General features: G+C 60.5%; 22 protein-coding genes. 15 read left to right on the top strand and 7 right to left on the bottom strand.

Annotated elements, in window-relative coordinates; genetic code table 11:
- Positions 1 to 526 precede the first annotated feature (526 nt).
- Positions 527 to 2,020 carry a CoA-acylating methylmalonate-semialdehyde dehydrogenase gene (locus AABM52_RS03465; protein WP_347910441.1) on the bottom strand — a complete coding sequence of 498 codons (1,494 nt, stop codon included), beginning with the start codon at positions 2,018 to 2,020 and terminating at the stop codon, positions 527 to 529.
- 74 nt (positions 2,021 to 2,094) lie between these two features.
- Positions 2,095 to 3,444, bottom strand: coding sequence for an aspartate aminotransferase family protein (locus tag AABM52_RS03460; RefSeq protein ID WP_347910440.1), 1,350 nt, complete (start codon positions 3,442 to 3,444; stop codon positions 2,095 to 2,097).
- 139 nt (positions 3,445 to 3,583) lie between these two features.
- On the opposite strand from AABM52_RS03460, the gene AABM52_RS03455 reads away from it, so the two are divergent.
- The 6 genes from AABM52_RS03455 to AABM52_RS03430 all read left to right on the top strand — a co-directional run bounded on the left by AABM52_RS03455 (position 3,584) and on the right by AABM52_RS03430 (position 10,019).
- A complete protein-coding gene (locus AABM52_RS03455) occupies positions 3,584 to 4,504 on the top strand; it encodes a LysR family transcriptional regulator (RefSeq protein ID WP_347910439.1) in 921 nt (306 codons plus the stop codon).
- A gap of 106 nt (positions 4,505 to 4,610) precedes the next feature.
- The gene (locus tag AABM52_RS03450; protein ID WP_347910437.1) at positions 4,611 to 5,261 is read left to right on the top strand and encodes a TetR/AcrR family transcriptional regulator; all 651 of its coding nucleotides are present in this window, start codon (positions 4,611 to 4,613) and stop codon (positions 5,259 to 5,261) included.
- An 18-nt stretch (positions 5,262 to 5,279) separates the two neighbouring features.
- The gene (locus tag AABM52_RS03445) at positions 5,280 to 5,861 is read left to right on the top strand and encodes a YigZ family protein (protein ID WP_347910436.1); all 582 of its coding nucleotides are present in this window, start codon (positions 5,280 to 5,282) and stop codon (positions 5,859 to 5,861) included.
- 548 nt (positions 5,862 to 6,409) lie between these two features.
- Positions 6,410 to 7,975: an ABC transporter ATP-binding protein gene (locus AABM52_RS03440; protein WP_347910434.1), complete on the top strand. Its 1,566-nt coding sequence runs from the start codon at positions 6,410 to 6,412 to the stop codon at positions 7,973 to 7,975.
- 11 nt (positions 7,976 to 7,986) lie between these two features.
- Positions 7,987 to 9,093: an ABC transporter permease gene (locus AABM52_RS03435; RefSeq protein WP_347910433.1), complete on the top strand. Its 1,107-nt coding sequence runs from the start codon at positions 7,987 to 7,989 to the stop codon at positions 9,091 to 9,093.
- Positions 9,093 to 10,019, top strand: coding sequence for an ABC transporter permease (locus tag AABM52_RS03430; protein WP_347910432.1), 927 nt, complete (start codon positions 9,093 to 9,095; stop codon positions 10,017 to 10,019). The genes AABM52_RS03435 and AABM52_RS03430 overlap by 1 nt, the downstream gene beginning before the upstream one ends.
- Before the next feature lie 62 nt (positions 10,020 to 10,081).
- Here the strand turns inward: AABM52_RS03430 and AABM52_RS03425 are convergent, their stop codons facing one another.
- Positions 10,082 to 10,522, bottom strand: a complete 441-nt coding sequence (locus AABM52_RS03425; RefSeq protein WP_347910430.1) for a hypothetical protein — start codon at positions 10,520 to 10,522, stop codon at positions 10,082 to 10,084.
- 82 nt (positions 10,523 to 10,604) lie between these two features.
- Between AABM52_RS03425 and AABM52_RS03420 the strand changes: the two genes are divergently transcribed.
- The 6 genes from AABM52_RS03420 (at position 10,605) to AABM52_RS03395 (ending at position 16,710) form a co-directional block, all read left to right on the top strand.
- The gene (locus tag AABM52_RS03420) at positions 10,605 to 10,961 is read left to right on the top strand and encodes a MerR family transcriptional regulator (RefSeq protein ID WP_347912579.1); all 357 of its coding nucleotides are present in this window, start codon (positions 10,605 to 10,607) and stop codon (positions 10,959 to 10,961) included.
- A 19-nt stretch (positions 10,962 to 10,980) separates the two neighbouring features.
- Positions 10,981 to 11,670 carry an SDR family oxidoreductase gene (locus AABM52_RS03415; protein WP_347910428.1) on the top strand — a complete coding sequence of 230 codons (690 nt, stop codon included), beginning with the start codon at positions 10,981 to 10,983 and terminating at the stop codon, positions 11,668 to 11,670.
- A gap of 167 nt (positions 11,671 to 11,837) precedes the next feature.
- Entirely contained in the window at positions 11,838 to 13,196 is a 1,359-nt protein-coding gene (locus AABM52_RS03410; RefSeq protein ID WP_347910427.1) for an 8-oxoguanine deaminase, read from the top strand.
- Between the two features lie 268 nt (positions 13,197 to 13,464).
- Positions 13,465 to 14,547 carry a BMP family ABC transporter substrate-binding protein gene (locus AABM52_RS03405; protein ID WP_347910425.1) on the top strand — a complete coding sequence of 361 codons (1,083 nt, stop codon included), beginning with the start codon at positions 13,465 to 13,467 and terminating at the stop codon, positions 14,545 to 14,547.
- Positions 14,548 to 14,708: 161 nt separating this feature from the next.
- Positions 14,709 to 15,674: a 2-oxoglutarate and iron-dependent oxygenase domain-containing protein gene (locus AABM52_RS03400; RefSeq protein ID WP_347910423.1), complete on the top strand. Its 966-nt coding sequence runs from the start codon at positions 14,709 to 14,711 to the stop codon at positions 15,672 to 15,674.
- A gap of 82 nt (positions 15,675 to 15,756) precedes the next feature.
- Positions 15,757 to 16,710 carry an adenosine deaminase gene (locus AABM52_RS03395; protein ID WP_090452957.1) on the top strand — a complete coding sequence of 318 codons (954 nt, stop codon included), beginning with the start codon at positions 15,757 to 15,759 and terminating at the stop codon, positions 16,708 to 16,710.
- Positions 16,711 to 16,764: 54 nt separating this feature from the next.
- On the opposite strand, the gene AABM52_RS03390 is transcribed toward AABM52_RS03395, so the two are convergent.
- Both AABM52_RS03390 and AABM52_RS03385 read right to left on the bottom strand, forming a co-directional pair.
- Positions 16,765 to 17,499, bottom strand: a complete 735-nt coding sequence (locus tag AABM52_RS03390) for a helix-turn-helix transcriptional regulator (protein ID WP_347910422.1) — start codon at positions 17,497 to 17,499, stop codon at positions 16,765 to 16,767.
- Between the two features lie 315 nt (positions 17,500 to 17,814).
- Positions 17,815 to 18,744: a LysR family transcriptional regulator gene (locus AABM52_RS03385; protein ID WP_347910420.1), complete on the bottom strand. Its 930-nt coding sequence runs from the start codon at positions 18,742 to 18,744 to the stop codon at positions 17,815 to 17,817.
- Positions 18,745 to 18,869: 125 nt separating this feature from the next.
- Between AABM52_RS03385 and AABM52_RS03380 the strand changes: the two genes are divergently transcribed.
- Both AABM52_RS03380 and AABM52_RS03375 read left to right on the top strand, forming a co-directional pair.
- Positions 18,870 to 19,883 (top strand): zinc-binding alcohol dehydrogenase family protein, encoded by a 1,014-nt coding sequence (locus AABM52_RS03380; protein ID WP_347910419.1) that lies wholly within the window; start codon positions 18,870 to 18,872, stop codon positions 19,881 to 19,883.
- Positions 19,884 to 20,148: 265 nt separating this feature from the next.
- A complete protein-coding gene (locus AABM52_RS03375; protein ID WP_347910417.1) occupies positions 20,149 to 20,322 on the top strand; it encodes a hypothetical protein in 174 nt (57 codons plus the stop codon).
- An 8-nt stretch (positions 20,323 to 20,330) separates the two neighbouring features.
- Here the strand turns inward: AABM52_RS03375 and AABM52_RS03370 are convergent, their stop codons facing one another.
- Positions 20,331 to 21,527, bottom strand: a complete 1,197-nt coding sequence (locus tag AABM52_RS03370; protein WP_347910416.1) for a multidrug effflux MFS transporter — start codon at positions 21,525 to 21,527, stop codon at positions 20,331 to 20,333.
- 90 nt (positions 21,528 to 21,617) lie between these two features.
- Positions 21,618 to 21,815, bottom strand: coding sequence for a cation transporter (locus AABM52_RS03365; protein ID WP_150727782.1), 198 nt, complete (start codon positions 21,813 to 21,815; stop codon positions 21,618 to 21,620).
- Between the two features lie 148 nt (positions 21,816 to 21,963).
- On the opposite strand from AABM52_RS03365, the gene AABM52_RS03360 reads away from it, so the two are divergent.
- The gene (locus AABM52_RS03360) at positions 21,964 to 22,344 is read left to right on the top strand and encodes a hypothetical protein (protein WP_347910414.1); all 381 of its coding nucleotides are present in this window, start codon (positions 21,964 to 21,966) and stop codon (positions 22,342 to 22,344) included.
- Position 22,345: the final 1 nt, after the last annotated feature.

Raw genomic sequence — 22,345 nt, 5'->3', positions numbered from 1 at the left:
ATCGTTGGTTACATCTTTGATTTCTCGCGGAGTAACTTGTGATGCTGATAATCTGTTGACTAGCAGTCTGACTCCACAAGCACCCACACGAATTGCTTGATTCAGTTGTTAAAGAGCGGTTGGTTAAGATCTTTCGTCTCAACCGAGGCGCGCATTCTACAGCAGCCTCATTTGCTGTCAAGTGGTATTTTTCAGAAGTTTTCCAAGTTTCCTTTTCAACTTCAACCACTTGCGCTTCAGATCTCTCATCAGCGGGAGGCGAATTCTACAGCGTTACACGCTGCTGTCAACACCTCTTTTTCAACTCCCTTTCGGCTTCGATGACCTGAAGCAACCCGCTGCCGAAAACTGCGTAACTCGTTGTTTACCAAGGAGTTTTCCGTTTCGACTGCGCCGGAAGTGGGGCGAATTATAGACACCTGGAATCTGCCGTCAACAGCTATTTTCACAATTCTGTCATATAAGGCAAAAAAGCCCCGAAAACAAAAAGGCCGACCCAATGGGTCGGCCTTCTGCGCCCTTCTACTTACAAGCTAGGGAAGGCGAACTGCGAAGCTTCATGGCTCGCACGCTGCGGCCAGCGCTGGGTGATGGCTTTGCGGCGGGTATAGAAACGCACGCCATCCGGGCCATAGGCGTGCAGGTCGCCGAACAGCGAACGCTTCCAGCCGCCAAAGCTGTGGTAAGCCACCGGCACCGGCAGCGGTACGTTGACACCGACCATGCCGACTTCGATCTCGTCGCAGAACAACCGCGCAGCTTCGCCGTCACGGGTGAAGATGCAAGTGCCGTTGCCATATTCGTGATCGTTGATCAGTTGCATGGCTTCTTCCAGGCTGTTGACCCGAACAACGCACAGCACCGGCCCGAAGATCTCTTCTTTATAGATGCGCATCTCTGGCGTGACGTTATCGAACAGGCAACCACCCAGGAAGAAGCCTTCCTCGTGTCCAGCGACGGTCAGGCCACGGCCGTCCACCACCAGAGTCGCGCCGGCAGCTACGCCGTCTTCTACATAACCGCTGACCTTGTCGCGCGCCTGGCCAGTCACCAGTGGGCCCATGTCCAGGCCGCAGTTGGTACCGGCACCGATTTTCAGCGCCTTGATTTGCGGCACCAGTTTGGCCACCAATGCATCGGCCACCTGATCACCCACGCACACGGCAACCGAGATCGCCATGCAACGCTCGCCGCAAGAACCGTAGGCTGCGCCCATCAGTGCGCTGACGGCGTTATCCAGATCCGCATCCGGCATCAGCACCGCATGGTTCTTCGCACCACCCAGGGCCTGAACGCGTTTGCCGCGCTTGGTGCCTTCGGAATAGATGTATTCGGCAATCGGCGTCGAACCAACGAAGCTCAGCGCTTTGACTTCCGGTGCTTCGATCAATGCGTCCACCGCAGTCTTGTCACCGTGCACCACGCTCATTACGCCTTTAGGCAGACCAGCCTCCAGCAGCAACTGGGCGATCAGCAGCGTCGAGCTCGGGTCACGCTCGGATGGCTTGAGGATGAAGCAGTTGCCGCAGACGATCGCCAGCGGGTACATCCACAACGGCACCATGGCCGGGAAGTTGAACGGCGTGATACCGGCAACCACGCCCAGCGGCTGGAAGTCCGACCAGGCATCGATGTTCGGGCCGACGTTACGGCTGTATTCGCCCTTGAGGATTTCCGGAGCCGCGCAAGCGAACTCGACGTTCTCGATGCCGCGCTTCAATTCACCGGCAGCATCTTCCAGGGTCTTGCCGTGCTCTTCGCTGATCAATTGCGAGATGCGAGCTTCGTTCTGCTCCAGCAGTTGCTTGAAGCGGAACATCACTTGGGCACGCTTGGCCGGCGGCGTGTTGCGCCAGGCCGGGAATGCAGCCTTGGCCGCGTCGATGGCGCTCTGGATGGTTTCGCGGGTCGCCAGCGGCAACTTATGAATAGCCTGACCGGTAGACGGGTTGAACACATCAACCGCGCGACCGTTCTCGGTCACCAGTTCGCCATTGATCAAATGCGGAATAACGCTCATGGAAGCTCCTGAAAAGTTGTCCACAGGCGCTCGTTCCCGAGCGCCCGTTGTTTATAGGTATATAGAAGGAGAAATCAGTCGATCTTGCTCAGCACTTCGCCGACCGCGTCGAACAGACGATCCAGGTCCTGCGGCTTGCTGTTGAAGGTTGGGCCGAACTGCAGGGTGTCGCCGCCGAAGCGTACGTAGAACCCGGCTTTCCACAGCGCCATGCCGGCTTCGAACGGACGCACGATGGCATCGCCGTCACGTGGGGCGATCTGGATCGCGCCGGCCAGGCCGAAGTTGCGGATGTCGATGATGTTCTTGGTGCCTTTGAGGCCGTGCAGCGCATTTTCGAAATGCGGTGCGACTTCGGCCACGCTCTGCACCAGGTTTTCCTTTTGCAGCAGGTCGAGTGCTGCCAGGCCAGCGGCGCAAGCCACCGGGTGCGCGGAATAGGTGTAGCCGTGAGGGAACTCCACCGCGTATTCAGGCGTCGGCTGATTCATGAAGGTCTGGTAGATCTCGGAGCTGGCAATCACCGCCCCCATCGGGATCGCACCGTTGGTGACTTGCTTGGCAATGCACATCAGGTCCGGGGTCACGCCGAAGGTGGTGGCGCCGAACATGGTGCCGGTACGGCCGAAACCGGTGATCACTTCGTCGAACACCAGCAGGATGCTGTGCTGATCGCAGATTTCACGCAGACGCTTGAGGTAACCCTGTGGTGGAACCAGCACGCCAGCGGAACCGGCCAATGGCTCGACGAACACAGCGGCGATGTTCGACGCATCGTGCAGTTCGATCAGCTTCAGCAGTTCGTCAGCCAGGGCGATACCACCCTGCTCCGGCATGCCACGGGAGTAAGCGTTGCTTGCCAGCAAAGTGTGCGGCAGGTGATCGACGTCCATCATCGCCTGACCGAACAGCTTGCGGTTGCCGTTCACGCCACCGAGGCTGGTGCCGGCGATGTTCACACCGTGGTAACCACGGGCACGGCCGATCATTTTGGTCTTAGTCGACTGGCCCTTCAGGCGCCAGTAAGCACGGACCATCTTCACTGCGGTGTCAGCGCACTCGGAGCCCGAGTCGGTGAAGAACACGTGGTTCAGGTTGCCCGGGGTCAGGTCGGTGATCTTTTCAGCCAGTTGGAACGACAGCGGATGGCCGTACTGGAAGGCTGGCGAGTAATCGAGGGTACCCAACTGCTTGGCGACCGCCTCCTGGATTTCCTTGCGGGTGTGCCCGGCGCCACAGGTCCACAGACCGGACAGCGAGTCATAAACCTTGCGGCCCTTGTCGTCGATCAGCCAGCTGCCTTCGGCGCCAACGATCAGGCGTGGATCGCGCTGGAAGTTGCGGTTGGCGGTGTAAGGCATCCAGTGAGCATCGAGCTTGAGCTGGCTGGCCAGGGAAGTCGGGGCGTTTTCAGGCAAGTTCATGGGCAAAACCTCGCAAGGCAATAAGCGGCGTAAGGATTGAAAACCGTTGTTGCAGCTAAATTGCCACGGAGATAAAGTCGGTGAAATGCAACTCTTCTAATGTTCAGTCAGCCCATTACTAAACTTTTGAGTAACCCGCATGAGCGCTCGCCGTCCCGATCCGCTGGCCCAGGTCAGCGACTTTGATATTCGCCTGCTGAAGATCTTTCGCAGCGTGGTGGAATGCGGCGGCTTCTCCGCGGCGGAAACCGTGCTGGGCATCGGTCGCTCAGCGATCAGCCAGCAGATGAGCGATCTGGAGCAACGCCTTGGTCTGCGCCTGTGCCAACGGGGACGTGCCGGGTTTTCGCTGACCGAAGAAGGCCGCGAGGTCTATCAATCGGCGTTGCAACTGTTAAGTGCGCTGGAAAGCTTCCGCACCGAGGTCAACGGCCTGCACCAACACTTGCGCGGCGAATTGATCATTGGTTTGACGGACAACCTGGTCACCCTGCCCCACATGCACATCACCCATGCCCTCGCGCAATTGAAAGAACGCGGCCCGGACGTGCAGATCCAGATCCGCATGATCGCGCCCAATGAAGTCGAACAAGGCGTGCTCGACGGTCGCCTGCACGTCGGCGTAGTGCCGCAGGCCAGCGCGCTGTCGGGGCTGGAATATCAACCGCTGTATAGCGAACGTTCGTTGCTGTACTGCGCGGTCGGCCATCCGCTGTTTTATGTCGACGACAAGCAACTGGACGACGAACGCCTGAACAGTCAGGACGCCATCGCGCCCACCTTCCGTTTGCCGGCGGAGATCCAGGCTCACTACCAGGCGCTCAATTGCACCGCCAGCGCGTCAGACCGCGAGGGCATGGCGTTCCTGATCCTGACCGGGCGCTACATCGGTTACCTGCCGGATCACTACGCGAGCCTTTGGGTGCAGCAGGGTCGATTGCGAGCGTTGAAAGCCAAAACGCGTTTCTATGACCTGAGCCTGGCGTCAGTCACCCGCAAGGGGCGTCGACCCCATCTGGTGCTGGAGAGTTTTCTCGAGAGTCTCGCGACGACGCGTTGAAAACTGTGGGAGCGGGGTAGGGTTTTATTGTGTGAGGCCTTGTCTGAAGCCGGTGGGTACGCTATCAACGCACTGGCCGCACCCACTCATCTTCTCGGAAGTGCCTATGACCTTTGAAGTCCCTGCCCACGGCGGAAAACCCGTTAGCCGCATTCGTCAGAAAAACGAAGAGACCATCATCAAAGCCGCCGAAGACGAGTTCGCCCGTCACGGGTACAAAGGCACGAGCATGAACACCATCGCCCAGAATGCCGGGCTGCCCAAGGCGAACCTGCATTACTACTTCACCAACAAGCTCGGTTTGTACGTGGCAGTGCTGAGCAACATCATTGAGCTGTGGGACAGCACCTTCAACACCCTCACCGCCGAGGATGACCCGGCCGAAGCGTTGACCCTCTACATTCGCGCGAAAATGGAGTTCTCCCGACGCCAGCCGCAAGCCTCGCGGATTTTTGCCATGGAGGTCATCAGCGGCGGTGAATGCCTGACCGAGTACTTCAACCAGGATTATCGCGCCTGGTTCCAGGGCCGTGCAGGCGTGTTCCAGGCCTGGATCGACGCCGGTAAAATGGACCCGGTCGATCCGGTGCACCTGATCTTCCTGTTGTGGGGCAGCACCCAGCACTACGCCGACTTCGCCACGCAGATCTGCCGCGTCACCGGGCGTACCAGGTTGACCAAACAGGACATGGAAGACGCCGGGGACAACCTGATCCGCATCATTCTCAAGGGCTGCGGCCTGAAACCTGCCATCTAAGTAGCCATTCAGGTACGTATGCCATTTACCCTCAGCGGTTTTTGCGAATACCGCGAAGAGATTCGCAAGAGCCGCTTCATTACCTTCGCCGCGCCGATCGCAAGCCCGGCCGAGGCCCAGGCGTTCATTGAACAGCACAGTGACTTGAATGCCTCGCACAACTGCTGGGCCTGGAAGCTCGGCGATCAGTATCGCAGCACCGATGATGGCGAGCCCGGCGGTACCGCCGGCCGGCCGATTCTGGCGGCGATCGAGGCGCAGGATTGCGATCAGGTCGCGGTGCTGGTGATTCGCTGGTATGGCGGCATCCAACTGGGCACCGGGGGGCTCGCCCGGGCCTATGGCGGGGGGGCAAACAAATGCCTGCAGGCGGCGCCGAAGATCGAGCTGATCAGCCGGGTGCCGCTGCGTTGCGCGTGCGGATTTGCCGAGTTGGCCCTGGTCAAGCTGCGGGTGGCGGAGGCCGGTGGATTGGTCGTGGATGAAAGCTTCACCGCCAATGGTGTCGAATTGCAGTTGGCCGTAGGCGATGCACAGATCGACACCTTGCAGTCACAACTGGCGGATTTGAGTCGCGGACGTATTTTGCTGCAGCGCTAAAAAGCTTCAGCACAAGGCTGCGATTTTTTGGGGCACGCCGTTTTTTCACTTATTCCATATTTGCCCACATCTGCTGTGCACCCGGCTGTGGATAACCTGAGCACACACCGCTGTAACCCTTCTGTCATGCGGCTTTGCGGACTTTGCTCAATTTTCGTCCAATCTGCCATCAAGCACATCAAAATCAAATAAAAACAAACAGTTACAACGGTTTATCGCCTTTAGAAGAAAGCCACTCAGTGCTTATGCCCGTGCTTTGAGCTTGCGCACAAATACTGTGGAGCAATCTGTGGATAACCCGTTCATGGCCGTCCCGGCGCCCTGCACGGTATGGCTTGTGGTCGATTGATCATTTTTTGAGCAAAACCCCACGAGCGAAATCGGGGCTTGATTTGCGCCATTGCCCCCATGTGGTGCCGGGCTCTGCGTGGCACATCTGAAAGCTGCGTACTCAACGCCTCTGGTCACAGGGCTTCGACGTTTTCCTGACCTAGTGGCCAGAAAATTGCTTTATCCACAGGCACAAGTCCAACAGCACTGAGCCTGTCATGCCCAATCACGCTCCAATCCCCGATCCGGCTCCGCGCCTGCAACTGCGCAGAATCAGCAAACGCTACCCCGGCTGCCTGGCCAACGATGCCATCGACCTGACCATTGCCCCTGGCGAGATCCATGCCCTGCTCGGGGAAAACGGCGCGGGCAAAAGCACGCTGATGAAGATCATCTACGGCGTCACCCACGCCGATTCCGGCGAGGTGATCTGGCAAGGCCGGCGGGTGAGCCTACGCAACCCGGCCCAGGCCCGGGGTTTGGGAATCGGCATGGTGTTCCAGCATTTCTCGCTGTTCGAAACCCTGAGCGTGGCGCAGAACATCGCCCTGGCCATGGGCGCGGCGGCAGGCACACCCAGACAGCTTGAGCCGAAGATTCGCGAGGTGTCCCGGCGCTACGGCATGGCGCTGGAACCGGAGCGACTTGTCCACAGCCTGTCGATCGGTGAACGGCAACGGGTGGAAATCATTCGCTGCCTGATGCAGGACATCCGCCTGTTGATTCTCGATGAACCGACTTCGGTGCTGACGCCGCAGGAGGCCGACGACTTGTTCGTCACCCTGCGCCGGCTCGCCGCCGAAGGCTGCAGCATTTTGTTCATCAGCCACAAGCTCGGGGAAGTGCGTGCGTTGTGCCACAGCGCAACGGTGTTACGAGGCGGTCGGGTAGCCGGGCATTGCGTGCCGGCCGAGTGTTCGGATCAGCAACTGGCGCGCTTGATGGTCGGTGAAGCGGCGGAGTTGATCGCAGACTATCCGAAGGTTACTGGAGGTGATGCATTCCTTGATGTCCGTGGCTTGTCCTGGCACAACCCGGACCCGTTCGGTTGCTCGCTTGCCAACATCGACCTTGAAGTGCGCCGCGGTGAAATTGTCGGCATCGCCGGTGTCGCCGGCAATGGCCAGGATGAGTTGCTGGCCTTGCTCAGCGGCGAAGAACTGTTGCCCCGCAACGCCAGCGCGACGATTCGTTTTGGTCAGGAGCCCGTCGCCCATTTGCGTCCCGATGCTCGCCGCCAACTCGGCCTGGCGTTCGTTCCCGCCGAACGCCTGGGTCATGGTGCGGTGCCGGAGTTGAGCCTGGCGGACAACGCGTTGCTGACCGCTTTCCAGCAAGGCTTGGTGAGCAACGGCCTGATCCAGCGCGGCAAAGTCGAAGCACTGGCCGAGGAAATCATCCGCCGTTTCGGGGTCAAGACACCCGATAGCCAAACCCCGGCCCGCAGCCTGTCCGGCGGCAACTTGCAGAAATTCATCCTCGGCCGGGAAATCCTTCAGCAACCGAAATTGCTGGTCGCCGCGCACCCGACCTGGGGCGTGGACGTCGGCGCGGCCGCCACCATTCACCGCGCCTTGATTGCCTTGCGCGATGCCGGCGCGGCGATCCTGGTGATCTCCGAAGACCTCGACGAACTGTTTCAGATCAGCGACCGCCTCGGCGCCTTGTGCGGCGGTCGGCTGTCGACGCTCCACGCCACCGTCGATACCCGCCTGAGCGATGTCGGCGGCTGGATGGCCGGCCAGTTCGGCGCCCCTCAATCACTCGCATCCGCCACGCGTTAACGGAGTGTCACATGCTGCTTTCCCTTGAACCCCGCGGCCAGCAATCGCGCCTTATGCTGTGGTGCTCGCCGTTGTTGGCGGCTGCACTGACCCTGGGCTGTGGATCCTTGTTGTTTATCGCGCTCGGGCACGACCCGCTATTGACCTTGCACACCTTGCTGATCGCGCCGGTCAGCGACCTGTATGGCGTCTCCGAATTGCTGGTCAAAGCCCTGCCGATTCTGCTCTGCGCATTGGGCTTGGCCGTCGCCTATCAGGCGCGCATCTGGAACATCGGTGCCGAAGGTCAACTGTTGCTCGGTGCGTTGGCCGGCAGTGCGCTGGCGGTGAACATCATCGATATGCAAAGCCGCTGGGCGCTGGTGCTGATCCTGCTCACCGGCACCTTGGCCGGAGCTGCGTGGGCCGGGCTGACGGCGTGGTTGCGCACACGCTTCAACGCCAATGAGATCCTCACCAGCATCATGCTCAATTACATCGCCCTGAACCTTTTGCTGTATTGCGTGCACGGTCCACTGAAAGATCCGGAAGGTTTCAATTTTCCGCAATCGGCGATGTTCGGCGACGCCAGCCGCTTGCCGCTGCTGATGGAAGATGGCCGGGTCCACGCCGGGGTTTATTTCGCCCTGCTCGCGTTGGTGACCGTGTGGGTGTTGTTGCAGAAAAGCTTTGTCGGCTTCCAGATCAAAGTGCTCGGGCTGGACAAGCGTGCCGCCGGTTTCGTCGGCTTTCGCGAGAAGCGTCTGATCTGGCTCGCGCTGTTGATCAGCGGCGGCCTGGCGGGGCTTGCCGGTGTGTGCGAAGTCAGCGGCCCCATCGGCCAGCTGGTGCCGCAGGTCTCGCCGGGCTACGGCTATGCGGCAATCACCGTGGCGTTTCTCGGACGGCTGAATCCCATCGGCATCCTGTTTTCCAGCCTGTTGATGGCGCTGCTGTACATCGGCGGCGAAAACGCACAAATGAGCCTGAACCTGCCGCAAGCGATCACCCAATTGTTCCAGGGCATGATGCTGTTTTTCCTGCTGGCCAGTGATGTGCTGATTCTCTACCGACCGCGCTTGAACCTGCGCTGGACCCGCCGCGCACAAACCACCGCCGTACAAGCAGGAGCGCTGTGATGGATATCGACCTGCTGAGCAATATTTTCTACGCCATGGTCCGCTGCGGTACGCCGTTGCTGCTGGTGGCATTGGGCGAACTGATCTGCGAGAAAAGCGGCGTCCTCAACCTGGGCCAGGAAGGCATGATGCTGTTTGGCGCGGTGATCGGTTTCATCGTCGCGTTCAACACCGGCCACCTGTGGCTCGGCGTGTTGCTGGCGATGCTCGCCGGGATGCTGTTGTCGTCGCTGTTCGCCTTGGTGGCGCTGGTGTTCAACGCCAATCAGGTGGCCACCGGTCTGGCCCTGACAATTTTCGGCGTGGGCCTGTCTACCTTCGTCGGTGCGGCGTGGGTCGGCAAGCCGCTGGCGGGGTTTGAGCCGATGGCGATTCCGTATTTGAGTGAGATCCCGCTGATCGGGCGGATGCTGTTTGCCCAGGACCTGTTGGTGTATCTGTCGTTCGCGCTGTTTGCGTTGGTGGCCTGGGTGATACTGAAAAGCCGCGTCGGGCTGATCATTCAGGCGGTCGGGGAAAACCCCGATGCGGCCAGCGCCATGGGCTTGCCTGTGTTGGCGGTGCGGACCCTGGCGGTGTTGTTCGGCGGTGCGATGGCCGGGTTGGCCGGGGCTTACCTGTCCCTGGCGTACACGCCGATGTGGGCGGAGAACATGAGCGCCGGGCGCGGCTGGATTGCCCTGGCGCTGGTGGTGTTCGCCAGTTGGCGGGTGTGGCGCCTGCTGCTCGGCGCGTACCTGTTCGGGCTCGCCAGCATCCTGCACCTGGTGGCGCAGGGATTGGGGCTGGCGATTCCGTCGAGTCTGCTGGCGATGTTGCCGTATGTCGCGACCATTGTGGTGCTGGTGCTGCTGTCACGGGATGCGCTGCGGACACGGTTGTATGCGCCGGTGTCGTTGGGGCAGCCGTGGCAGGCTGGGCATTAGTGGTTGACTGGTCTGGCCTCATCGCGAGCAAGCCCGCTCCCACATAACTGTGTCCGCCGCAATTAATGGGTCTGGCGCAAACCCTGTGGGAGCGAGCTTGCTCGCGATGGCGTCCGAACAGGCAACACTTGAGCAATGCCCCACGCCAATTCAAACACCAGAAAACCCACCAGCAGCGAACTCGCGCCATGGATCAGGGCATAACCCTGCCAGGCCGAGAACAGGAATCTGGCCACGGCGTCATACCGCCCATAAACCTGCTGCGGATCACGAATCCGCAGCACCGACCATACGCAGACAATCGACCCCAGCAGATTCGCCATCAACATGTGCACCGGTTCGAACGCTGGCAGCTCGCCAGGCAAACTCAACGCCCGACTCAACCCCGTCAAAAGCCCATGCAACGCGGCAAAACTCCACGGTGTGACAAACGCGACCGTCACGATCAGGTCATACCAGGCACTGCCTTGCACCAACCGGCGATATTGCGCTGTAGTCCACATCGACATTGCTCCATCAATTCAGGGAGCAACAAGGCTAAAGCCTGGAGTATGCTCCAGGGTCAAGCCCCCTCGAGACGTCATGATGCGCATCGGTGAATTAGCCCAGGCCAGCGCCGTCAGCCGCGACACGCTGCGCTTTTACGAGCAGCGCGGGTTGATTGCGGCGCAACGTAGCGCCAACGGGTATCGCGACTACCCGCCAGACATGGTGCAATTGGTGCAGTACATCAAGACCGCTCAACGACTGGGCTTTACCCTTGGCGAGATCGGCAACAGCGTCGCTACAATCTGGCAGTCACCCGATCCGGACAGCGCCGTCACGCAACTGCTGCAAGACAAACTCAAACTGATCGAAGCCCGCATGGCCGAACTCGGCGCGCTGCGCGAGGAGTTGCAACAACGGCTCGGGCAACAGTGTCCATTGAATCCACGATCCTGAACTTTCAAGGAAGCCACTCATGTCCAAGGCAAAAACCGCACTCATCATCGGCGCCTCCCGGGGGCTTGGCCTCGGGCTGGTGAAAACCCTGCTGGCCGATGGCTGGCAAATCACCGCCACCGTGCGCGATCCGCAAAAAGCCGAAGCCTTGCAGGCTCAGGGCAAGGTGCGGATCGAAAAGCTCGACATGGACGATCAGCAGGCGGTGATCGCCTTGAACCAACAGCTCAAAGGTGAAGTGTTCGATCTGTTGTTCGTCAATGCCGGAGTCAAGGGGCCGGAGGTCCAGACGCCGAACGGCGGCGCGACAATGGCCGAGGTCGGCCAGCTGTTTTTCACCAACGCCGTGGCGCCGATCAACCTTGCCGAGCGTTTTGTCGAGCAACTGCGACCGGACACCGGCGTGCTGGCGTTCATGAGTTCGGTATTGGGCAGCGTGACCATGCCCGATGCGCCGGAACTGGCCCTGTACAAGGCCAGCAAGGCGGCGCTGAATTCCATGACCAGCAGCTTCGTCACTCAGTTGGGCGAAACCAGTCTCACCGTGCTGTCGCTGCACCCGGGCTGGGTGAAAACCGACATGGGTGGTGAAGGCGCGGACATCGATGTGGAAACCAGCACCCGTGGCCTGGTCGATCAGGTGAATGCGTATGTCGGCAAGGGCGGACATCACTTCATCAATTACCGGGGTGAAACCATTCCCTGGTAAACGCCACGCTCCTACAGGGGTTACTCTTCGTCTGGTCGGGTCGGGCTTGCCCGCCAGAGCGTTTTGATCGACACTTCGCACCTCGCCTCCCCGGCGAACCTGGATCAGCAGACAGGGAAACACTGAGCTGGCAACCCTGAACCCAACTTTCAGAGGAGCCGGCCAACATGCCTGCGACCCGTACCTGGTTAAAAAATCCCCTCGCCATTTTCACCTCCAACGGTCTCGATGCCCGTGGCGGCCTGGTGCTGCAAGACGGTTTGATCGTCGAAGTACTCGGCGCCGGTCAACAACCGTCCGCACCGTGCAATGAAGTGTTCGATGCCCGCGAGCATGTGATCCTGCCGGGCCTGATCAACACCCATCACCACTTCTATCAAACCCTCACCCGCGCTTGGGCGCCGGTGGTCAATCAGCCGCTGTTCCCGTGGCTGAAAACCCTGTATCCGGTCTGGGCACGCCTGACCCCGGAAAAACTCGCCCTCGCCACCAAGGTCGCCTTAGCGGAGTTGCTGCTGTCCGGTTGCACTACCGCGGCTGACCATCACTACCTGTTCCCGGAAGGTCTGGAAAACGCGATCGACGTTCAAGTCGAAAGCGTTCGTGAACTGGGCATGCGCGCCATGCTCACCCGCGGTTCCATGAGCCTCGGCGAAAAGGACGGTGGCCTTCCGCCGCAACAGACCGTGCAGGAAGGCGAAGTGATTCTCGCCGACAGCCAGCGACTGATCGCCGAGTACCACGAACGCGGTGACGGCGCACAAATCCAGATCGCCCTGGCACCGTGCTCGCCGTTCTCGGTGACCCCGGAAATCATGTCGGCCAGTGCCGAGTTGGCGAACAAACTCGACGTGCGCCTGCACACCCACCTGGCAGAAACCCTCGACGAAGAGGATTTCTGCCTGCAACGCTTCGGCCTGCGCACCGTGGACTATCTGGACAGTGTCGGCTGGCTCGGCCCACGTACCTGGCTGGCCCATGGCATCCATTTCAACCCGGACGAAATCGCCCGCCTCGGCGCCGCCGGCACCGGTATTTGTCATTGCCCGAGTTCGAACATGCGCCTGGCCTCGGGCATCTGCCCGAGCATCGAGTTGACCGATGCAGGTGCCTTGCTGGGCTTGGGCGTGGACGGCTCGGCGTCCAACGATGCCTCGAACATGATGCTCGAAGCACGCCAGGCCCTGTACATCCAGCGCCTGCGCTACGGCGCCGAGAAGATCACTCCGGAGCGCGTGTTGGGCTGGGCGACCAAGGGTTCGGCGAGCCTGCTGGGGCGTACCGATATCGGCGAGTTGGCGGTGGGCAAGCAGGCTGACCTGGCGATGTTCAAGCTCGATGAACTGCGCTTCTCCGGCAGCCATGATCCGGTCTCGGCGTTGCTGCTGTGTGGTGCTGATCGCGCGGATCGAGTGATGGTCGGCGGCAAGTGGCGGGTGATCGATGGGCAGGTCGAAGGGCTGGATCTGAAGCGGTTGATTGCTGACCACAGCCAAGCGGCGCGGCAGTTGATTGCCGGGACCTGATACAACACCGATTAAAACTGTGGGAGCGAGCATGCCCGCTCCCACATTGGTTTTGTGGAGTGTTCAAGGCCATCTGGCTTGGCGCACCAGTGGATGGCAACTGTGCAAGGACATGCACTGTTATCGGACTTCAAGAACCTGTCGCGAGCCTGCTCGCGATAGCATCAGCGCGGATTCATGTTTTGTTGTCTTGTTGGTCAGCAATTTGCATTGCCCTGTGCAAGCCAGAGAGCCCAGCCAACCTCACAACAAAATGGAGTTCCAATTCATGCACAACCGTCCATTGAAGAAGCTGCTTTGCGCCGTTGCGGCGGCCATCGGTTTGAGCGCCAGCCTGACTGCCGCAGCCGCCGATCCGTTGAAAGTCGGCTTCGTCTATATCGGTCCGATCGGTGACCACGGCTGGACGTATCAGCATGAACAGGGGCGCAAGGAACTCGCGGAAAAATTCGGCTCGCAAATCACCACCAACTACGTGGAAAACGTCGCCGAAGGCGCCGACGCCGAGCGGGTGATCCGCAACATGGCCAAGGACAAATACGACCTGATCTTCACCACCTCCTTCGGCTACATGAACCCGACCGTGAAAGTCGCCAAACAGTTTCCCAAGGTGACCTTCGAACACGCCACCGGCTACAAGCAGGACAAGAACCTCGGCACTTACCTGGCGCGCACTTACGAGGGCCGCTACGTCGGCGGCTTCCTTGCGGCGAAGATGACCAAGACCAAGAAGGTCGGCTACGTCGCCTCGTTCCCGATCCCGGAAGTGATCCGCGACATCAACGCCATCCAGCTGGCCCTGAACAAGTACAACCCCGGCACCGAGATCAAGGTGGTGTGGGTCAACTCGTGGTTCGATCCGGGCAAGGAAGCGGACGCCGCCAACGCGTTGATCGACCAGGGCGTGGACGTGGTGTTCCAGCACACCGACAGCCCCGCGCCGATCCAGGCCGCCGAACGTCGCGGCGTGTATGCCGTAGGCTACGCTTCGGACATGGCGCACTTCGGACCGAAAGCGGTGCTGACCTCCATCGTCAACGACTGGGGCCCACACTACGTTCAGGCCACCCAAAGCGTGATCGACCATGACTGGAAATCCCGGGACTACTGGGGCGGCTTGAAGGAAGGCACCGTTGAACTGCCGATCAGCGACCTGGTGCCGGCGACAGTGAAGAGCGAAGCCGAGCAACTCATCGCCGACATCAAGAGCGGTGCGCTGCAACTGTTCACCGGGCCGATCAAGGACCAGGCCGGGGTCGAGAAAATCCCTGCGGGCGTGAGCGCGACCACGGCAGAACTGGCGTCGATGAATTACTACGTGGAAGGCATGAAGGCCGAGATTCCGAAGTAACTCCCTCCGGTCAGAACACAGTACCTGTGGGAGCGAGCTTGCTCGCGATGAGGCCATTACATTCAACATCCATGTTGTCTGCCCTACCGCCATCGCGAGCAAGCTCGCTCCCACAGGGTTCTTCAGCGTTCGCCAGTCTGTGTAACCTTCAGGACAATCGCATGAACCAACTCCCCATCATCGACATCACCCCGCTCTACAGCGAAGACCCAACCGCCTGGCCAGCCGTGGCCGCACAAATCGACCTCGCCTGCCGCGAGTGGGGTTTCTTCTACATCAAGGGCCATCCGATCAGCACGGCGCGAATCGACGCCCTGCTCGACCACGCCAAACACTTCTTCGCCCAACCCACCGCCGAAAAACTCAAGATCGACATCACCCAGACCCGTCACCATCGCGGCTACGGCGCCATCGCCACCGAGCAATTGGACCCAAGTAAACCCAGCGACCTCAAAGAAACCTTCGACATGGGCCTGCACCTGCCGGCCGGGCACCCTGACGTACTGGCGGAAAAACCCTTGCGTGGCCCCAATCGCCATCCGTCCATCCCCGGCTGGGAAGCGTTGATGGAACAGCACTACGTCGACATGCAAGCCCTCGCGCAAACGCTGTTGCGGGCCATGAGCATCGCGCTGGGGATTGAGAGCGATTTCTTCGACACACGCTTCAATGACCCGGTCAGCGTGCTGCGGATGATTCATTACCCGCCGCGCCACACCGCCAGTTCCGAAGAGCAGCAAGGTGCCGGGGCGCACACCGATTACGGCTGCATCACCCTGCTCTATCAGGACGCCGCCGGTGGCTTGCAGGTCCGCAACGTCAAAGGCGGATGGATCGACGCACCGCCCATCGAAGGTACGTTCGTGGTCAACCTCGGCGACATGATGGCGCGCTGGAGCAATGACCGTTACCTGTCGACGCCGCACCGGGTGATCAGCCCCCTCGGCGTGGATCGTTATTCGATGCCGTTCTTTGCCGAACCGCACCCGGACACCCGCATCGAATGCCTGCCCGGCTGTCAGGACACTTTGCACCCGGCGAAATACCCGGCCACCACTTGCGCCGAGTTCCTGCTCTCGCGCTTCGCCGATACCTACGCTTATCGACGGGAACTGGAAACGGTGTGATGAACCGCCTGGTCAGGTTTTACCAATTGTTGCGGCAACCCTCTGTAGAATGGCGACCATTGCACCTGATGAGAAAAGAATTATGTACGACTGGCTGAACGCCCTGCCCAAGGCAGAATTGCACCTGCACCTGGAAGGCTCGCTGGAACCCGAGCTGTTGTTCGCCCTGGCCGAGCGCAACAAGATTGCCTTGCCATGGAGCGACGTCGAAACCTTGCGCAAGGCGTATGCCTTCAACAACCTGCAAGAGTTCCTCGACCTGTATTACCGGGGTGCCGATGTGCTGCGCACGTCCCAGGACTTCTATGACCTGACCTGGGCGTACCTGCTGCGCTGCAAAGAACAGAACGTGATTCACACCGAACCGTTCTTCGACCCGCAGACACACACCGACCGTGGCATCCCGTTTGAAGTGGTGCTCAACGGCATCGCCGCCGCGCTGAAGGATGGCGAGCAGCAACTGGGCATCACCAGTGGTTTGATCCTGAGCTTCCTGCGCCATCTGAGCGAAGACGAAGCACAGAAAACCCTCGACCAGGCGCTGCCGTTCCGCGATGCGTTCGTCGCCGTGGGCCTGGACAGCTCCGAGATGGGCCACCCGCCAAGCAAGTTCCAGCGCGTGTTCGACCGTGCCCGTCACGAAGGCTTCCTGACCGTCGCCCACGCCGGTGAAGAAGGCCCGCCCGAGTACATCTGGGAAGCCATCGACCTGCTGAAAATCCAGCGCATCGACCATGGCGTGCGCGCCATCGAAGACGAGCGCCTGATGCAGCGAATCATCGACGAGCAGATCCCGCTGACCGTGTGCCCGTTGTCGAACACCAAGCTTTGCGTGTTCGATCACATGTCGCAGCACAACATTCTCGACATGCTGGAACGCGGCGTGAAAGTGACCGTGAACTCCGATGACCCGGCGTACTTCGGCGGTTATGTCACCGAGAACTTCCATGCGCTGCACACCCATCTGGGCATGACCCAGGATCAGGCCAAGCGCCTGGCGCAGAACAGCCTCGATGCGCGGTTGGTGAAACCGTAAGGCTCGGCGCCCCAGCCCCGCGGGAGCGAGTACGTTCGCTCCCGCAACGTTGCACTAAAGCGCCATCTCCAACTCGGTTTCCTTGGCAAAGCGATAGATCTCGCGTTGCCCGGAGGCCGTCACTTGCAAGGCTCGGGAATCGTTGGGCAGGCTCAGCCACCCCGACTGCATGAACAGCTGCAACAATGCCGCGCCCAGCGAGCCGCCCAAGTGCGGGCGTCTTTCGCTCCAGTCAGGGCAGGCGCAGGCAACCCTGCCGTTGTGATGGGCCAGCGCCTGGATGAACACTCCCCGTGCCGCCAACTCCGTCGCGCCCTTGAGCGTGACCGTGACCCGCTGATCGAAGTGTTCGATCCAGCCCGCCTCCAGCAGTCGCTGATACAGATCGGCGGACAGGGTGCCCCCCAAGTGATCCTCGCACAGTCGGGCACTCAACAATGGCGAACGCACCGCCCGGGGTTTGGCCAGGGGTGCATTGCGCTTGAATACGTCCGGAATATCCTGGGGTGCGCTGGCGAAGGTCGCGCTGGCCAGTGCTTCGATTGCCGCCCCGACCTCGGGAGCGGCCAGGCGGAAGAAGCGTTTGCGGCCGCGGTTTTCAACCTTGAGCAGACCTCCGGCGGACAAACGTCCCAAGTGTGCACTGGCCGACGACGATGACAGGCCGGCCAGCAATGCCAACTCTTCGGTTGTTCGCGCCGAACCATCCATCAAGGCCCACATCATTGCGCTGCGCTTTGGGTCAGCCAGCAACGTGGCGATCTGGCTGATGCAAGGTGCATGTTCCATGTATTCACTCCCTGTTGAATCGTTTCGTCTACTGCCCAGAGAAATCTTGACCAGTAATGTGTCGTCGGCCAATCCGTGGAAACTGCCATAAGCCCGACAACGCCTTGCTCACTCATTTGCGCTGCCTGGCCGATGCTGCGTAGGCCAGATGGATGGCCATGCAGCCGGGCCGACTCGAACGTGGACCCGCCATTGGGGGTCGACGCTACTGACATGATGAGGGCGCTAGTATATGCGGGTTGGTCGGCGGATCCTTTCCTCCGCCCGGCGTAGGTGGTGATCGTACCTGAGGGAAATTTCTCTTTTTTCGTGCGACTAATGATCGATTTCCGAAAAGCCTGGAAATTGACTGCTCAAGAGGATGCATCGACTGACAAGCATTTCGCGCAACAGGTTCACCGGCTTACTCAATTGTGCGCGATGGGCGCACAACAGATTCAACGGTGCGCGCTCACAGAGCAGCTCCGGCAACAGCAACTTCAAGCGGCCGGCCAGTACATCGGCGGCCACATCGAGCCAGGACTTGTACGCGATCCCGGCACCTGCCACGGCCCAAAGGCGCACGACATCGGCATCGTCACTGAAACGATCGCCGCTGACGGTCAGGCTGACTTCGCGTTTGCCGTCGTGAAAACTCCAGTGATCGTGGACCCGGCTGCCGAGCATGTACAACAGGCAATTGTGCTGTGCCAGTTGCTCCAGATGCCGCGGTTCGCCATGCCGGGCCAGATAGCCGGGAGCGGCGCACAACACCCGGCGGTTCTGCGGGGCGATGGGCAGCGCCACCAGGCTGGAGTCCTCCGGTTCACCGTAGCGCAGGGCAATGTCTACCGGTTGGCGAAACAGGTCGGCGATGCGATCCCCCAGCAGCAGGCGCACGGTGAGTTTCGGATGCTCGCGTTGAAACTCGTCGAGCCAGGGCAGCAGCAGGTTGCGGCCAAAGTCCGATGGCGCCGACAGTTGCAGCACCCCGCTGACCTGATCCTGACCACTGGCCAGCAATCGCCGGCCCTCGTCGAGATTGCTCAGGGCCGCACGAGCGTATTCGAGAAAACCCTCGCCTTCGGCAGTCAGGCGCAGACTGCGGGTCGAACGGGCCAATAAACGAGCGCCGAGTTGCTGTTCGATGCGCTTGAGCGCCGCACTGGCCACCGCCGCCGACATGTCCATGCCCCGCGCGGCGGCGGACAGGCTGCCCAGGTCCGCCGCCCGGACAAACAACTGCAAGTCATCGAAACGCAGCATCAGAGCACCGATTATCAAAAAAATATTGAAAGAGACTGCTCTTTTAGCCGGTTTTATCTTCAGGAGAAATAGCCAATCATCGGCCCCATCGAATCTCTTCTCTAATTAGTGTTCCGGAGCCGCCCATGAAAGCCATTGCCTACTACGCCTCGTTGCCGATCAGTGACGACAAGGCTCTGCAAGACATCGAACTGCCGGAGCCGGTCGCCGGCCCCCGCGACTTGCTGGTGGAAGTCAAAGCCATCTCGGTCAACCCGGTGGACACCAAGGTGCGCCAGAACGTCCAGCCTGAGGGCGGCGCGGCCAAGGTGCTGGGTTGGGACGTGGCCGGTGTGGTCAAGGCCGTGGGCAGTGAAGTGACGCTGTTCCAGGCCGGCGACAAGGTGTATTACGCAGGCTCCATCGCCCGTGCCGGTGGCAACAGCGAGTTGCATGTCGTGGACGAGCGCATCGTCGGCCACATGCCGAAGACCCTCGGATTCGCCGAAGCCGCTGCCCTGCCGCTCACCGCGATCACCGCCTGGGAACTGTTGTTCGAACGCCTGCAGATACGCGAAGGCAAAACCGATGAAGGCCAGAGCCTGTTGATCGTCGGCGCGGCGGGCGGTGTTGGCTCGATTCTTACGCAACTGGCTCACCAACTGACGGCCCTGAAAGTCATCGGCAGTGCTTCGCGTGCGCAAACCCAAAGCTGGGTTAAAGAGCTGGGTGCCGACCTGGTGATCGACCACAGCCAGCCACTGAGCGAAGCACTCAAGCATGTCGGCGTGGATCAGGTCACCCACGTCGCCAGCCTGACGCAAACCGACCAGCATCTGGATCAATTGATCGAGGCATTGGCACCCCAAGGCAAACTGGCGCTGATCGATGACCCCAAGTCGCTGGACGTGACCAAGCTCAAACGCAAGAGCCTGTCACTACACTGGGAGTTCATGTACACCCGTTCGCTGTTTGAAACCGCAGACATGATCGAGCAGCACAACCTGCTCAATCGCGTCGCCTGGCTGATCGATGCCGGGACCCTGAAAACCACGGTTGGCGAACACTTCGGCACGATCAACGCAGCCAACCTGCGCCGTGCCCATGCCCTGCTGGAAAGCGGCAAGGCCAAGGGCAAGATTGTGCTGGAAGGGTTCTGAAGCGCTGAAAAAAACCGCCGCTGATTTCATCGCCTTCTGCTGTTTTCCGTCTGCGACCGGGCCATCCCGGTTGCAGACAGCCTCTGTGGCCCCCTCGAAAAAACCGTGTTGTTTTTAGTTACAAACCGTCAGTCCGACAGTTGATCCTTGTCACAATGGTGACCGTATACGGGACTACAATCGAATCTCCTGCGAGGCTTTCTTTTGCGTAACGTCTTTTACGAGACATCTTTTACGAGACATCTTTTGCGAGAGGAGTTCGGCTATGAAGATCCTGATAAAAGAACTGGCAAAGTCCCAGTGGCAAGTCAGTCTTGACCAACATGCTGTGACGTTCCGCAGCGAAGCAGAAGCTCGCGCTTTCACGCGCACCCTTGAAGCCCGCATCCAGGCCCCTCACCAGATTCCCGCCCTCTTTCCGCAGCGTGCGGCCGGCTGACTCCGGCCTCAAACCTGGGCTTGCGCCAGCGCCCGGGCATTTTGCAAACGCCGGGTGAGCACCGCTGCACTCACCACCAGAACGCCACACAGGCTGATGACCATGGCCATCGGCACGGCGCTGCCGTCGTGCAGCACGCCCACCAGTGCGGAGGCGCCGGCAGCCACGCTGAATTGCAGACAACCGAGCAGCGCCGACGCGCTGCCGGCCCGTGCGCCCTGCCCGTTCATCGCACAAGCCGCCGCGTTGGGGCTGATGCAACCAAGGCTGGCGATACAGATGAACAATGGAATCAGCAGCGGCCACAACTGTGCCGGGTGCAGCGAGCTGACAGCGAGCAGGGCCAAGCCGGCCACCAGATAAACCCACACCGCACGCGCCAGCAAAAACATCGGGCCACGCTTGGCCAGTAACCGCGCGTTGACCTGCGCCACCAGAATGAAGCCCGCCGCATTGATGCCGAACAGCCAGCCGAAATGCTCGGCCGCAACGCCGTAGAGCTTGATGATGATGAAGGGTGAACCGGCGATGTAGGCAAACATCCCGGCGATGGCGATGCCCCCGGTCAAGGCATGGCCAAGAAATATCGGGTCGGCCAGCAATCGGCCGTACTGACGCAGCGCACCCGACAGCGGTTGACGCGGCATGTGGGCCGGCATGCTTTCCGGCAATCCCGTCGCAACCGCCAGCCCCGCCAGCGCACTGAAACCGGTCAAGGCCAGGAAGATCGACTGCCAGCCTGTGGTGTTGACCAACAGCCCACCCAGCAATGGGGCGAGGATGGGGGCAAGTCCCATCACCAGCATCAACTGCGAAAAGACTTTCGCCGACCCCACTGCATCACACTTGTCGCTGACCACCGCCCGGGAAATCACCATCCCCGCGCAACCGCCCAGCGCCTGGATGAAACGTGCGCCGATCAGCCATTCCAGATTTGGCGCGTAGGCGCACGCCACAGAGGCGGCGGTGAACAAACCGACACCGATAAGCAATGGAATGCGCCGCCCGAAACGATCCGCCACCGGGCCATAGGCCAACTGACCGATGGACAAGCCGAGGAAGTACACCGCCAACGTCATCTGGACGTGTTTTTCGTCAGTCCCGAAAGCCAGGGCCATGGCCGGGAAGGCCGGCAGGTAGAAATCGATCGCCAGCGGACCGAAAGCGCTCAAGGCGCCGAGAATCAAAATGGTTCGGAAGTTCATCGGGCATCCAGTGGGGCAGAAGTCGGCAGCTCGACAGTCTAGCCGCGCATGGACGCCTTGAACATTCCGGTAGCTCGCTAACTATCAAATTCAGGCCAGTTTGACGCCGTACCCCTCCTCGCTGATCGCCTCGATCACTTGCTGGGCGGTCAGCGCACTTTCGACACCGACCTCCCTGGCCGCCAGATCGACCCGCACACTGGCCGCCGGGTCTTTGGCCTGGACCGCCTGGGTGATGGCCTTGACGCAGTGACCACAAGACATGCCTTCAACGTTGAACACTTGCATGGGATGACTCCTTTTCCGAGGGATGAACCCAGTTTCGGGCTTGCCACCATGGCAAGGTCAAGTTCTGAAGTTAGCTGCCGGGCTGGCAATCGACGCGACGCTCGGCCAAGCTGCGTCCATCAATGACTCGAACTCAGGAGATTCAGCCATGCGCTGGTCAGTTTTCAGCCTGTTTGGCTTTCTCAGCCTTTTCGCCGCCGTGCCTTCGGTCAATGCCGCTCAGGATTATGGTGTGCTGATCATTTCCCGCGAGCGCCTGGAAGTCGCGACCAGTTGCGAAATCGGTGTGTACATCCAGGATCAGTTGGCGGCGCGGCTGTTCCAGGAGCAGAGCACCTCGTTCAACCTACCGCCGGGCATCGTCTCGCTGCGCCTGAAACTGCTGCCGGGACAGGTCCCGGGTTGCAATCCGGGCATGCTCGCGCCGGGTTCGCAGGATATCCAGCTCAAGGCCGGGGATGTGCTCAAGTACCGGATTGCGATGACGCAGGACGGGATGTACCTCAAGCGCGCCGGTCTCGGTTACTGAT

The organism is Pseudomonas grandcourensis, from assembly GCF_039909015.1.
Classification (GTDB): domain Bacteria; phylum Pseudomonadota; class Gammaproteobacteria; order Pseudomonadales; family Pseudomonadaceae; genus Aquipseudomonas; species Aquipseudomonas grandcourensis.
This window is presented reverse-complemented; position numbering and strand designations above follow the sequence as displayed.